The sequence below is a fragment of the Vibrio splendidus genome (assembly GCF_003345295.1).
In the GTDB taxonomy this organism is placed as follows: domain Bacteria; phylum Pseudomonadota; class Gammaproteobacteria; order Enterobacterales; family Vibrionaceae; genus Vibrio; species Vibrio splendidus_K.
Genome location: NZ_CP031055.1, coordinates 401,291 through 413,859 on the forward strand (window position 1 = coordinate 401,291; position 12,569 = coordinate 413,859).

Consider the following 12,569-nt stretch of genomic DNA (forward strand, 5'->3'; position numbering starts at 1 on the left):
CTGGCATGTAAAACAAGAACAATGAGAGTTGCGATCGTTGAGTGTCTTTTTAAGTAACTGAGCGATGACTCAGTGTATTCGTTGCGAGTTAGCTCCTGTTCCCTCTGTGACTACCTTATTAACGCGTAGAAGAACGGTCTGAATCCAGCTCTGGATTTTGTTGCGCCTCTACACGAGCCACTTCGGCATCAAGCTCTGCTATTTTTTCAGCCATAATTGTGTGACAGCGATTGGCCAGCTCTCTCGCATCGCTGAGCTTGTATCCAGACACATCGATAGGCTCAAGCATCTCGGTAATCACAATGCCATTATTAAGTCGGTTGAGGTCAATCTTATTGTGCGTGGTGCTGGTACACATTGGGGTAATAGGTACGCCGGCTTCAATCGCCATCCGGAAAGCACCCGTTTTGAATGGCAATAGTCCACGCCCTTTGCTGCGCGTTCCTTCAGGGTAAACCCAAACAGACAGATCTCGCTGATGAATGGCTTCCGCCACTTGTTTGATGGTATCGCGTGCTTTGGATTTGTCTTCGCGGTTAATCATGATGTTACCGGTGATCCAATACAGCAGCCCAAAGAAAGGCACATACAACAAATCGCGCTTGCCTAAAGAAACGGTACGAGGCCTTAGCATCCCAGGGTCAGTCACAAAGTCTAATATGCTTTGGTGGTTAGAGATGTAGACGCTTTTTTCTGATGTTGGCGCATTGTCTAGGCCGCGCTGCACCAGTTTTACACCGACGATCTTTTGGAGTTGATTGAACCAACGGCAGAAAACGTACACATGCTTAGGGTTCTTGGGGCTAAACAAGCAGTAAACAAAAGCACATAGAGTGGTGAAAATAATAAACACCGTAGCCAAAATAATACGAAGAACAGCAAGCACAATTCACTCCTTACTCACCGCAAGATTGCAGTGATTAAATAGTTTTAGATGCTTGAAGTTTTCACTCTATTTAACCGAATTGCAACAATTAACTGTTATAGGGTTCTTTTTTTAGATCTTTATATAAAACAAGGACTAACAATGGGTATTTGACACGATCATCGAGCTTACACGTGTTCACCAGTAGGTAGGTATGTTCACCAATACTGTTTATTTGGATCCGACTTTTCTACCCATTCAGGATTTTGACGCGACTCTAAATAGAGTTGTAGGCCGTTATAGGACATGAAAGCTGCAGGGCCACCAAGATGTTCGAAATAGTCAAAATAATCATCTTCGAGTGAACAAAGGTGAGCTAAATCTTTAACGTTATTCATCATTGCCCATTGAATGGCAAATACAGGCGCTATTGAACCTGAAATACTGACCTCTTCGACATTTGGGTTGAACAGTGAATTTGCTTGTTCAAGCTGTATCTCTTCTTGTTCAGACTCTTGTTGTAACACCTCTTCGATGATCTCTGAGCGCTTGGTATTAGAGACATTCTTGTTTAGTTTGGCGATTCGCAACGCGTAGCTAAAACGGTCTGTTGAAACGATGTCGACAAGTTGCGATAGCAGCTCTTTGTCTACGCCCGCAGCCTTGGTGAAATAATCGATACACGAATTGATTGAAGCATAACGAGTACCGTCAAATTCAAAGCCACTGGTTTCGTCGTAGACCTCTATTACAATGTCATCAACCGATAAAGGCCAACCTTTATAGTCGACTCGCTGCTTGGCTATTTGATACATCTTCCAAGCACTACGCCCAAACCCGCCAAGCGTCGAGCCCGAGAAATCAGAATCGATCAGTTCTTGCTCCGTCCAGTTCTCACCAATACCAAGGTGCTTTGCGTACTTATCTATGAGAGTGTGCTTTATCTGATCGCGCACAGCCCAGATCGAAGTTAGATCTTTTGCATACCTAACACTCGCGCACTCCTTACAAGCTGGCAGTGCAATCGGTGAATAGTCTATCTTGGCAATAGCCTGTGCAGTCTTAGGGAATTCAACAACATCATTGGAAGGTTCACCACAAAACCAACAGGTGTGGCGCAGGTTGAATGGGATGTCTATGTACGAGTATGTGGTCATTAGTCTTTTATCGGCTGGGTGCTGAGGTTGGTTTAATTATCAAAACAATTATCCCTGTTCGGGCTTGTCCTTGCACGCTGTTATTGGATGTTCTGACTATATTTAACCAACGGCACTAACAAAATCAACACGATTCGGAGGCCATGTATGTTGTTTATTCTCGCTTTGCTCTGCATCTTTCTGGTGGGATACCTCGCCCAAACTACCGGCCTTTGCATGGTTCGGGGCGTTAAAGAGGCGACAAGCGGATCACCAATGTTGATTGTCGCGATTGTGTTTAGTGGCTCATTGGCTTGGGTGTTTATGGCATTAGGATCGGCAGTGGAAGGACGAGCTTTATCTTCTGCGTTTTGGCCGAGTCTGTTTTCATTGTTCGGCGGTTTTTTATTTGGTATCGGAGCGGCGGTTAATAGTGGTTGTGGGGTATCGACGGTGAGTCGTTTAGCTCGTGGCGAAGTGGTTATGTTGGCGACCATATTAAGGTGGTTCGTTGCTTGGTTGTTGTTTGCCCCAGTGCTGCCTACGGAGTTAAAAGGATCCCGGTTGGTTTTATCTGATTTTTCTCGTTATGCATTTCTTGGGAGCATTTCGTTCATTATTGTGGTGAGTTGCTACTTCATGAATGCAGTAAATCGCAAGTTATGGTTCTCAATGTTGGGGATTGGGTTAATGGCCGGCTTTGTATTCTTGTATGAACCGCACTGGACGCCAAGTGGTTTATTGAAATCTATGGGTACTTCACTCTGGCATGGAAGAGTTGAAGATTGGCCAAGTAGCGAGCGTTTTATATTGATGATCTCGCTGTTAGTTGGAATGATTAGCGCTGCGTTGTTTACTGGATCCTTTTCTTTGAGGTTGAGCTCTATACGTCGATTGGGCAAACACTTGGTTGCGGGTGTGCTTATGGGGTTTGGAGCCGTAATGGCCGGTGGCGGGAACGATACTCAGCTTTTAGTGGCGATGCCAGTGCTGTCGTTGGCGGGTGTTTTTTCTGTGTTGAGTATCATTGTGGGTATATATACCGGAGTTAAGTTGATTCAAAGCCGATAGTTAGCGACAGTACGTAAATAACATGGGCACGTAATTTGAGAACATAATGAAATACATAGGAATTGATGGTTGCAAGGCGGGTTGGATCGCTTGGATTGTCTCTGGCAATGAGCCACCTGAGTTCAAGGTGGTAAAGACCCTAGATGAGTTGCTTGACGATCTTACGGGAGCAACAACGTTAATCGATATGCCGATTGGTTTTAGCGATTCACAGACTCCAGATCGTTTATGCGATAAAGCGGCAAGACGTTTTCTCACCAGTAAGCGTGGCTCTTCCGTTTTTCCTGTTCCGTGCCGAGAGGCGGTTTACCAAACCGATTACATTGCGGGATGTAATGCCAATGTGGAGCAGCTTGATAAGAAGTTTTCTAAACAGACTTGGGGAATTGTGCCCAAGATCCGCGAGCTTGATGAACTCATTGAAATTCATCCCAATCTTTCCTGCAGGGAATCACATCCTGAGGTCGTGTTTGCAGCTTTGAAAGGCGAACCGCTGACGTTTTCCAAACGAACGCAAAAAGGCAAAGAGGAACGGCTTTCTATTATTCAGCAGCTCGCCCCTCAATGGTGTGACCGCTTGTCGTTGGCCATTTCAAAGACCAAGCGTAAAGACGTGGCAATAGACGATATCTATGATGCGTTCGTGCTTATGTTGGTTGCCTATTACGCTCCGCAATTATCGACCTTACCTGAGCCTTCTGATGTTGGTGGAGAAGCGGATGTCGACCAGAACGGACGAGTTCGAGAGATTGTCTATTGGAGTAAAGCGCGCTAACAAAGCGTGCGCTCAACTTGGCTTAATATGCTATTTTCTAACTTATGCTATTTTCCAACTTCTGCTACTTTTCACTCTTACTATTTTTGAGTCTTTGATATGAAACGTTTTATTGTCGGCTGGCTGGCCATTGTGCTCAGTGCTGCGAGTTATGCCCAGGTTGCCCCTATATCTCAATGGCAATGCGACATGATGAAAAAGAACAATGTCTTGAGTAGTGGTGCGCCTGTTGGTTGTGAGCGACTATCTAAGGTGGATTTCGATTTCATTAATTTCAAAGGGGAAACGCAACAGGGCAATATGATTGTGCTCGATGTTATTGCACCTTCAGTTGAGCGAATCTTGTCAGAGTTAAAACAGCGTAATTTCCCGCTTCATTCTGCTCGCCTTATGCGTGAGTTTAACGGTGACGACAACGCCTCAATGGACGCGAACAACAGTAGTGCCTTTAACGCTCGGCCTATCACTGGTGGAGGTGGTTGGTCGAAACATGCCTATGGTGTGGCAATCGACATCAATCCAGTTCAAAACCCGTTCTTAGAATTTGGTAACAACGGACAAATCACCGTAAAGCCTTCACAATCTGCGACAAGCTATGTGAATCGTACTCGCTTTCGTGCAAGAGACGAAATTGAACGAAGAGGCATGGCAGAAGATGTGGTTGAGCTTTTCGCCCATCACGGATTTATGATCTGGGGAGGGGATTGGAATAGCCCAATCGATACTCAGCATTTTGAGGTCGGCTCAAAAAAATTCGTTAACCAACTGCTTTCTAAACCGCAATCTGAAGCTAAAGTGCTATTTGAGCGTTACATCGAATCTTATCGCCAATGTTTTAATAAGAATAAAAGTTATTCAAAAAATAAAGGTGAGGACGCAGAAAAAGATCGAGCTATCTGTGCAAAGAAAACAGTCGGGACTTTTTAGTGCTATGTTTATCTAGAACCGTTTGTGTTTTAGCAAGTTAAGCCTGCTTAAGGTGTGTTTCGAATAGCTAAGGTCAACGTATGTCGTTGGCCTTTTTTATATTCATTTCTCCAATGTAACATCAAGCATTGAAAAGGTTATTGGGTATCCATTAGTCAATAATCGACAAGGTAATACTCTGCAAAGTCATCGGTTTGTCATTGAAAAACTCATAGCGTTAACGTTATGTGAGAACCTGTACTGGTAGGGGAACTCTTCGCCGAAACGCCAGTATTATTAGTGAACTGATCACAACGGACCAACTAATGAAAAAGATACCTTTGGCTCTAACTCTTCTAAGTACGCTACTTTTTTCACAATATGCTTTGGCTACAGACACTTCGCACACGACTCAAAACCCAACTTATGAATTGGATGGCAAGGCGGTATTAGGCCGTACTGAGAATGTATACCTCTCTAGCGTTCAAGGGCTAAAAGACGTTCCTTTCATTGGTAAAATCGATACTGGTGCAGAAACCACCTCTATGCATGCGGAAGACATTCATGTGAAGAGCACGAGTGCCGATTACAAGAACCTTAAAGACAAAGAGTTGATGGCGGCGCTAACCGAAGACCTGTTGAATAATTCCGATGTTGATTACGATGATTGGAATGGCAGTACCTTTGCGAAATATGAGGCTGTGGTCTCTTTCAAGGTTCAAAACCCGCGTACGGGTGACATGGTATTAATTAAAGCGCCTTTAGAGCGTGTCAGCATGATACGCAGCCGCACCAGCAGCACGCCTTTGCTTCGTCCTACCGTAAAAATGTCGCTCACCATTGCAGACCAAGAGCTAAAAACCGATGTTAACCTGACCGACAGAAGCCATTTCTCTGCGCCAGTGCTGATTGGTAAAACCTTCCTTGCTGACAACGCTTTAGTGTTTGCGGGCTATGACTACTTGCAAGAGCAGGAAAACGCGACAGTAGTAGGTCGAAAAGAGGTCGTGTCTATCTCGGGAATGGCGATGAATGCGACCTTCTCTCTAAAGAATCGTTACAGCATTTTGCATTCAAAAAATATCGATGTAGACAAGAAAAACAGCGAAGTCACGTTTGATATGGTCGACAACGGCGGCAAGCAAAAAGAAATGACGCTGCCATTAGTTCGTATGTTGAGTGTGGGCGGTAAGAAGAGACCTTTAGTATATGTGCCCGTCCAACTCGATGAAAACACAACACGAGATGTTCTAGTTTACTTACGTGACCGTTCTAGCAGTGAGTCACAGTTGAGATTTGGAACGAGCACCGCTAGCGAACTTTTCATGATTGATACCAACGCTGAAAATATTCTCTCTAAAGGTTCTGAGAGTTTCAGCGAGGTTGCGAAAAAGAGTGAGCCGTTGATTATCTCACCGGAGGAAGGTATCACCTTAGATGGTTTCCCTATGAAGGCAGTTGCCTCATTTACCGTAAACACGCCTTTGCTAAAGGTTGATAGTTTTGAAATGACAAGAAAGGGCCAAGATACGTCCGTTGAATTTTTCCTTATTGATGCGAATGGTGAACAACAGAAAGTCATTAAGAAAGTAATTAAAAAGCTTCGAGTCGGTGATGATGTTCGCCCAGTTGTTAGTGGTGAGTTTTTAGGAGCTGGTAAAGTTCGCCAACAAGAGTTTGCTATCGACGTGTTGAACACGAATGAAAAAGAGGCTTACTTCGTCTTAGGTAAGAAGATGGCGAAAGATGGGGTATATGTGAATACTCGTTCTGACTATCTTTTGAAATCGGAGCCTTTGTTTAAAGTTGGGCACATCGAAGTTGTTGAAGTGAACGGTATGAAATTCCCTGCCAAGCTAGACACTGGCGCGGATGTCAGCTCAATGAATGCAGTCAATATCAAGCGATTTAAGAAAGATGGCCAAGACATGGTGAGTTTTACCTATCAAAACAACCAAGGCGATAAGCAAGAGTTCACCAAGCCAGTGATTGATGTCATGCGCATTAAAGCCAAGAAAGGTGAGAAGGTGAACATTCGCCCTGTCGTTGAAATGAAGGTTAAGTTAGGTGACTTAGAGAAAGAGGTGAGGGTAAACCTTCAAGACCGATCTCGCTTTGAGTACAGCATGATCCTAGGCAAGAACTTCTTAAAGCACGGCGCAGTAGTGAGCAGTGATGAAGATTACTTGTTGGGCGAGATGGATTAACGCCTTTACTTGCTAAAAGCGAAATAGAACAGTTCTAAACAGCCACACGTTTCAGCAATGGGATGTGTGGTTTTTTATTGAGTGTCTGGTTTTATTGTTGATGTGCTAATTGTAACTCATTGTTAGCAATGTAATTTGTCATATTATGGCAAGTAAAATAAAGATAAAAAAAGGGCCAACTCTTTCGAGTTGGCCCTTTCCAAACGTTTGGTGGAGCTGGCGGGAGTTGAACCCGCGTCCAAAAATCATTCATCATTGGTACTACATGCTTAGTCGATCTTTAATTTCACCAGCAACCTGCGAACCGACACGCTAGTTAAAGGCTAACCTGAATTGTTATTCGCGCTTTTCCTCTCAGGTGGGAGAATCCGCGCTAGCTAGTTTGGGTTTGATCTCTTATTGGTCCCCGTCTTACGAGCGGAAGCTAGGGTAAGAGAGCTCTGAGCAGGTTATTAAGCTGCTAGTGCGTAGTTTTCGTCGTTTGCGACTATTTTTTTGCGGCTTTTAACGTGGCCAACCGCCCCACGGCATGCACCTCAGACTTCAAAATTCCTGTCGAATCCTAAATCAGCCCCAAGTGTTATTTGCATAGTACCAGAAAAGCTTTGCCTGTCTAGCACTGTGCGTTTAAGTGCTTAAAATTAACGCAAATTACTCTTCATAATTCGTGCTTTATCTCTCGCCCAATCTTTTTCTTTCATATCAGTACGTTTATCGTGCAGCTTTTTACCTTTCGCTACGCCAACTTTAATCTTCGCCCAAGAGCGAGACCAATAAAGCGCGGTTGCGACAAGTGTCATGCCTTCACGGTTAATACGACCGATAAGGTTGTCGAGTTCTTTTCTCGACATTAGTAGTTTACGGATACGTGTTGGGTTCGCCACGATATGAGTACTCGCCTGAGTGAGCGGAGTGATCGTCATACCACTGATGAATGCTTCGCCGTCTCGGATGTAGACGTAGCTTTCTGCGATATTGGTTTTGCCTTCACGTAGGGATTTTACTTCCCAGCCTTGTAGCTCAAGCCCCGCTTCTATCTCATCATCGATGAAATATTCGTGGCGAGCTTTCTTATTAAGCGCAATGGTATTACTACCGGCTTTTGATTTTGATTTATTCTTTGCCATAATGGCCTCATTATACGGATTGCACCCTAATTGGGGAATCCTTTTTATTTGCGCTCTGGCCCAATACAATTAAAATTGCAGTTTGTGTTAATGTAACGCTGTCTTTAACAGGAGTCTATATGCCAAAGGTTACTCGTTCAGCATTAGTGTCGTTTAGTGCCGACCAGATGTTCAGCTTGGTCAATGATGTTGCTCGTTATCACGAGTTTTTGCCAGGGTGTTCTGGTTCACGTGTGATCGAATCTTCAGATTCAACTATGGTGGCTTCGGTTGATGTCTCTAAAGCTGGTATCAGCAAAACATTTACCACATCGAACCGCTTAGCGGATGGTGCTGAGATCTTGATGGAGCTGGTGGACGGCCCATTCAAAAAGCTGCAGGGTGGTTGGTACTTTACTCCGCTCGATGAGCAAGCGTGTAAGGTTGAGCTTAAGTTAGAGTTTGAATTCTCTAGCCGAATGATCGAAATGGCATTTGGTAAGGTTTTCAATGAGCTGACGAGCAATATGGTCAGTGCTTTTACTCAACGCGCGAAACAGGTTTATTAAGCCATGACTATTGAATCGGATATGATCCATGTAGAGGTTGTGTTTGCGCTTCCGCACGAGCAGCGTGTGTTTACCTTGGTGGTGAACAAAAACGCGACTGTGGAAGAGATTATTGCACAGTCTGGTGTTTTGGAACTGTATCCAGAAATCGACTTAGCGAAAAATAAGGTTGGCGTGTTTAGCCGCAATGTTAAGCTTGATGCGACGGTTCGCGATAAAGATCGTATCGAAATCTACCGAGCACTGTTAGCTGATCCAAAAGAGATTCGCCGTAAGCGTGCTGAGCAAGCGAAAGCAGCAGCTGCTAAATCCTAATGCTAAACAAGTTCGACTAAGAAGAGAGCTCGCTATATTGGCGAGCTTTTTTGTGCTTGTTGGTTAGACAACGCAGATAATTTGTTTGCAGATATTAAAAAGCCTGCTCATGTGAGCAGGCTTTTGCGATTCATACTTTGTCGACTGATAGCTTTGTCGACGGGAAAGCTTCGTTGGTTGAAAGCTAGCGAAGGCTTTCGAAGAACTCATCACTGGCTTCAAAATCACCGTTGATCGTTACTAGAGTACCTGTGGCATCAAAGTTAACGACTAGGTTTTTCTGAATAGGGTCTTCATGGCCTTTTTGGTGGTGGTAAATGTAATACCACGTATCTGGGTAGCCGTTTTCGATAAGCATTGGTGAGCCCATAACGTAACGAACTTGTGTTTTTGTCATGCCAAACTTGAGCTGATTGACAGCTTCTTGTTCAACATAGTTACCCTGATTGATGTCAATTCGATAAACCAACTTCTCTAGTAGAGAGCAACCGGTCAACATTGTTAGTGCAAGTGGAACTGCAACTAACCACTTTTTAATTCGCATAGTTTGAGATCTTTCTTCGCTAAAATACTGCCTGATAATAAACAAGCTCCAGCAAGAAGTAAAAAGCTCCTTGCGCTTTGAGCTTGTTATGACTGGCAATTTTGAATTAAGTTGCAAAATTGCCAAGAATTTTCGGTAAATTATCAGAAAGTTGCCGAATATGTAACCTAAGCTGCGATTAATAACTCTTTTGCATTGGCAAGTGTCGATTCGGTAATTTGGCTGCCACCAAGCAGTCGAGCAAGCTCTGAGACGCGTTGTTGCTCATCAAGCGTGTGCATTTGAGTCTCAGTTTTACCTGATTTCGTGTTCTTCGCTACAAACAGCTGTTGGTGACCGCAACCGGCAACTTGAGGTAAGTGAGTTACACACATTACCTGCGTAGATTCGCCCAGCTTACGCAGCATTTTTCCGACAACCGCAGCGGTTGGCCCACTGATACCCACATCGACTTCATCGAAAATCAGGCTTGGTGTATCCACTTTTTGCGCTGTGATCACCTGAATCGCCAGTGAGATTCGTGATAACTCACCACCAGAGGCTACTTTAGCAATTGGCTGCATTGGTTGGCCTGGGTTGGTCGAAACAATGAAGGTTACGTTATCCATACCCAATGGAGAAGGGTGTGTGTTGGTGTTGTTCACTTCAATGGCAAACTGCGCTTTTTCCATGCTCAGTTCGTGCATGCTTTGCGTGATCAGCTTGTTGAGTTCTTTTGCGTAACGAGTTCGAGATTTATGAAGCTTCTCTGATTTAGCAACGAACGATTGGTATTGGTTTTCTACCTCGTTTGCTAATTCTTCCAATTTTTCATCAGAGCAATCCAGCGCTTCAACTTGTTGTAATAAGTCTTGATGGTGCTTATAAAGCTCTTCTGGTAATACGTGGTGCTTACGAGACATCGACATCACTTTAGAGAAACGCTCTTCAACGTAAGCCATACGACCTGGATCGACATCAATGCTGTCTAGGTAGGTTCTTAATTCGTTATTGGTCTCTTCAATCTGAATAATGGCTTCAGACAGTAAGCTCGGCAATTCAGCCAATCTTTCATCAAGCTCAGCTAACTGAATCAGGGAGTTATTGGCCGATTGCAGAATACCAAGCGCATTAACTTCTTCGCCTTCATAAATAAGCTCGATAGCTTGCTGACAGGTTGTGGCCAATTCTCCGCTATTGGAGAGGCGCTTATGCTCTTGTTCGAGGTCTTCATATTCTTCCTCCCCAATAGACAGCTCATTTAACTCTTTGATTTGGTATTCAAGAAGTTGTTTTTGAGCTTGGTTTTGCTGGCTATTTTCACGTAACTCTTTTAAGTGGTTATCGGCTTGTCGCCATGATTGGTAAGCGTTACGTGTCGACTTCAATAGGTTCAAGTGACCTGCGTATTGATCAAGCATGGCCATTTGGTAATCGCTTTTCATCAACTGATGGTGCGCGTGTTGGCCATGAATGTTGATCAACAGCTGCCCTAGTGATTTCAATTGTGAAAGAGGGACAGGACTGCCGTTGATGAATGCACGAGAGCGACCTTCTTTGGAGATGGTTCTGCGTAGGATGCATTCACCGCCATCAAGCAGTTCATTGTCTTCTAACCAGCGGGTAGCGTGCAGATTGTTCTCAAGTAAAAAAGCGGCACTGACTTCGGTTTTATCTTCTCCTTGTCTTACCATTCCTGCATCAGATCTTCCCCCAAGACATAAGCCTAAAGCATCGATAGCGATAGATTTACCCGCACCCGTTTCACCGGTGATTGTTGTCATGCCTTTAGAGAGTTCTAGCTGTAAAGACTTAACAATAGCGAAATTATTAACACTTAAATGAGCCAGCATTTTTATTTACCTGTATAACTGAACAATACTGTATATAAGATCAGTATATACTGTTTCTTTATACAGTAAAGTCGACAGGTGAAATTTTTTTGTGACCGTTATCAGAATTGAGGTTGTTCGTAGATCACTGAAACCGCTATAGATTCCTAACTCAGTCGGCCCTCTCTCTTGGGAATGACGATGTGAATCATTGAGACGAAGAGAGAGATGGCGGGCTTTTTACTAGCAATAAAAAAGGCTGACGCATGTCGTCAGCCTTTCAAATTTCGGTTATTACTAGAGTCGTTTGTTTAGAACAGCTTACTCGACCAGCCTAGTTTGTTACGTAGAACATGGTAGTAGTTGTAGTCTTTAGGGTGAATCAACTTAAGTACATTCGGGCTTTGGTAAATGTGGATTTCATCGCCAGGGGAAACCGGTAGCGAGATTTGGCCATCGCAGCTGACTTCCTGAGTACCGCGGTTATCAGGCGATACGATCAGCTTGATACGACGTTTTCCATCCACCACCAGTGGGCGGCTTGAAAGAGTGTGCGGGAACATTGGCACTAGTGAGATAGCATTTAGGCTTGATGACAGGATAGGGCCGCCGCCAGAAAGCGAGTAGGCGGTAGAACCTGTCGGTGTTGAGACGATCAAGCCATCAGAACGCTGTGAGAAGGCGAAGCTGTTATCGATATACACCTCAAACTCGATCATGTGCGCGACTTGACCTGGGTGAAGTACGGCTTCATTGAGTGCCGCGTTGTGGCTTTTTATTTGGCCGTGACGATGTATCTCTGTTTCGAGTAGGAATCGCTCTTCTTCCATAAACTCACCTTTAAGTACATCGGTGAGTGAGGTTTGGAAGTTTTCAGGGTTCAGGTCTGTCAGAAAACCTAAATTGCCTCGGTTAACACCGATGACTGAAATGTCGAAACGCGACAAAATACGAGCGGCACCGAGCATATTTCCATCACCACCCACTACAATCGCGAGATCGGCACGTTTACCTAATTCAATCAGGCTAGAAAAATGTTCTTGTGGGATATCATCCAAAATGCTGGAGAGCCTATCATCAACAAACACTTGATAACCCTCAGTACTTAACCACTGATAGAGCTCTCTATGAGTCTGAATTGCTTGCTGATCTCGAGGTTTACCAATAATTGCGATGACTTCAAATGGCTTTTTCATAACGTTTCCAAACGAATTAGGCTTGAATCAAAATTCTTCATCCCCATAATAAAGGCAAGTTGAACGTC

At 44.1% G+C, this 12,569-nt stretch carries 12 protein-coding genes and 1 other RNA gene; 6 read left to right on the forward strand and 7 right to left on the reverse strand.

Translation table 11 applies throughout. The features are described from left to right. Window positions 1–118: 118 nt before the first annotated feature. Together DUN60_RS01690 and DUN60_RS01695 are read right to left on the reverse strand one after the other, a co-directional pair. A complete protein-coding gene (locus DUN60_RS01690) occupies window positions 119–886 on the reverse strand; it encodes a 1-acylglycerol-3-phosphate O-acyltransferase (RefSeq protein ID WP_114633031.1) in 768 nt (255 codons plus the stop codon). A gap of 197 nt (window positions 887–1,083) precedes the next feature. Then, window positions 1,084–2,022 carry a hypothetical protein gene (locus DUN60_RS01695; protein ID WP_114633032.1) on the reverse strand — a complete coding sequence of 313 codons (939 nt, stop codon included), beginning with the start codon at window positions 2,020–2,022 and terminating at the stop codon, window positions 1,084–1,086. A gap of 255 nt (window positions 2,023–2,277) precedes the next feature. Between DUN60_RS01695 and DUN60_RS01700 the strand changes: the two genes are divergently transcribed. From DUN60_RS01700 to DUN60_RS01715, 4 genes are all read left to right on the forward strand, one after another. Continuing rightward, window positions 2,278–3,072 carry a YeeE/YedE thiosulfate transporter family protein gene (locus DUN60_RS01700; protein ID WP_114633033.1) on the forward strand — a complete coding sequence of 265 codons (795 nt, stop codon included), beginning with the start codon at window positions 2,278–2,280 and terminating at the stop codon, window positions 3,070–3,072. Between the two features lie 46 nt (window positions 3,073–3,118). Then, window positions 3,119–3,847, forward strand: coding sequence for a DUF429 domain-containing protein (locus DUN60_RS01705; protein ID WP_114633034.1), 729 nt, complete (start codon window positions 3,119–3,121; stop codon window positions 3,845–3,847). 99 nt (window positions 3,848–3,946) lie between these two features. Further along, a complete protein-coding gene (locus tag DUN60_RS01710) occupies window positions 3,947–4,774 on the forward strand; it encodes a M15 family metallopeptidase (protein ID WP_114633035.1) in 828 nt (275 codons plus the stop codon). A 305-nt stretch (window positions 4,775–5,079) separates the two neighbouring features. After that, window positions 5,080–6,960 carry an ATP-dependent zinc protease family protein gene (locus tag DUN60_RS01715; RefSeq protein WP_114633036.1) on the forward strand — a complete coding sequence of 627 codons (1,881 nt, stop codon included), beginning with the start codon at window positions 5,080–5,082 and terminating at the stop codon, window positions 6,958–6,960. 208 nt (window positions 6,961–7,168) lie between these two features. Here DUN60_RS01715 and ssrA read toward each other — a convergent pair. Beyond that, window positions 7,169–7,535: a transfer-messenger RNA gene (gene ssrA, locus DUN60_RS01720) on the reverse strand. A gap of 66 nt (window positions 7,536–7,601) precedes the next feature. After that, window positions 7,602–8,087 carry an SsrA-binding protein SmpB gene (smpB, locus tag DUN60_RS01725; RefSeq protein WP_004735156.1) on the reverse strand — a complete coding sequence of 162 codons (486 nt, stop codon included), beginning with the start codon at window positions 8,085–8,087 and terminating at the stop codon, window positions 7,602–7,604. Window positions 8,088–8,206: 119 nt separating this feature from the next. Here smpB and DUN60_RS01730 point away from each other — a divergent pair, with 119 nt between their 5' ends. Both DUN60_RS01730 and DUN60_RS01735 read left to right on the forward strand, forming a co-directional pair. After that, the gene (locus tag DUN60_RS01730) at window positions 8,207–8,635 is read left to right on the forward strand and encodes an SRPBCC family protein (RefSeq protein WP_004735157.1); all 429 of its coding nucleotides are present in this window, start codon (window positions 8,207–8,209) and stop codon (window positions 8,633–8,635) included. 3 nt (window positions 8,636–8,638) lie between these two features. Continuing rightward, window positions 8,639–8,950, forward strand: a complete 312-nt coding sequence (locus tag DUN60_RS01735) for an RnfH family protein (RefSeq protein WP_004735158.1) — start codon at window positions 8,639–8,641, stop codon at window positions 8,948–8,950. Window positions 8,951–9,134: 184 nt separating this feature from the next. Here the strand turns inward: DUN60_RS01735 and bamE are convergent, their stop codons facing one another. The 3 genes from bamE to nadK all read right to left on the reverse strand — a co-directional run bounded on the left by bamE (window position 9,135) and on the right by nadK (window position 12,501). Continuing rightward, window positions 9,135–9,494 (reverse strand): outer membrane protein assembly factor BamE, encoded by a 360-nt coding sequence (gene bamE, locus DUN60_RS01740; protein WP_114633037.1) that lies wholly within the window; start codon window positions 9,492–9,494, stop codon window positions 9,135–9,137. 167 nt (window positions 9,495–9,661) lie between these two features. Further along, window positions 9,662–11,326 carry a DNA repair protein RecN gene (gene recN / locus DUN60_RS01745; RefSeq protein WP_114633038.1) on the reverse strand — a complete coding sequence of 555 codons (1,665 nt, stop codon included), beginning with the start codon at window positions 11,324–11,326 and terminating at the stop codon, window positions 9,662–9,664. Window positions 11,327–11,616: 290 nt separating this feature from the next. Continuing rightward, entirely contained in the window at window positions 11,617–12,501 is an 885-nt protein-coding gene (gene nadK, locus DUN60_RS01750) for an NAD(+) kinase (RefSeq protein ID WP_017084432.1), read from the reverse strand. Window positions 12,502–12,569: the final 68 nt, after the last annotated feature.

Excerpts from the sequence above, each read along its gene's own strand:
- nadK (WP_017084432.1), bottom strand. The coding sequence starts at position 12,501 with ATGAAAAAGCCATTTGAAGTCATCGCAATTATTGGTAAACCTCGAGAT.
- DUN60_RS01735 (WP_004735158.1), top strand. The coding sequence starts at position 8,639 with ATGACTATTGAATCGGATATGATCCATGTAGAGGTTGTGTTTGCGCTT.
- bamE (WP_114633037.1), bottom strand. The coding sequence starts at position 9,494 with ATGCGAATTAAAAAGTGGTTAGTTGCAGTTCCACTTGCACTAACAATG.
- DUN60_RS01695 (WP_114633032.1), bottom strand. The coding sequence starts at position 2,022 with ATGACCACATACTCGTACATAGACATCCCATTCAACCTGCGCCACACC.
- DUN60_RS01730 (WP_004735157.1), top strand. The coding sequence starts at position 8,207 with ATGCCAAAGGTTACTCGTTCAGCATTAGTGTCGTTTAGTGCCGACCAG.
- DUN60_RS01700 (WP_114633033.1), top strand. The coding sequence starts at position 2,278 with ATGTTGATTGTCGCGATTGTGTTTAGTGGCTCATTGGCTTGGGTGTTT.
- smpB (WP_004735156.1), bottom strand. The coding sequence starts at position 8,087 with ATGGCAAAGAATAAATCAAAATCAAAAGCCGGTAGTAATACCATTGCG.
- recN (WP_114633038.1), bottom strand. The coding sequence starts at position 11,326 with ATGCTGGCTCATTTAAGTGTTAATAATTTCGCTATTGTTAAGTCTTTA.
- DUN60_RS01705 (WP_114633034.1), top strand. The coding sequence starts at position 3,119 with ATGAAATACATAGGAATTGATGGTTGCAAGGCGGGTTGGATCGCTTGG.
- DUN60_RS01710 (WP_114633035.1), top strand. The coding sequence starts at position 3,947 with ATGAAACGTTTTATTGTCGGCTGGCTGGCCATTGTGCTCAGTGCTGCG.
- DUN60_RS01715 (WP_114633036.1), top strand. The coding sequence starts at position 5,080 with ATGAAAAAGATACCTTTGGCTCTAACTCTTCTAAGTACGCTACTTTTT.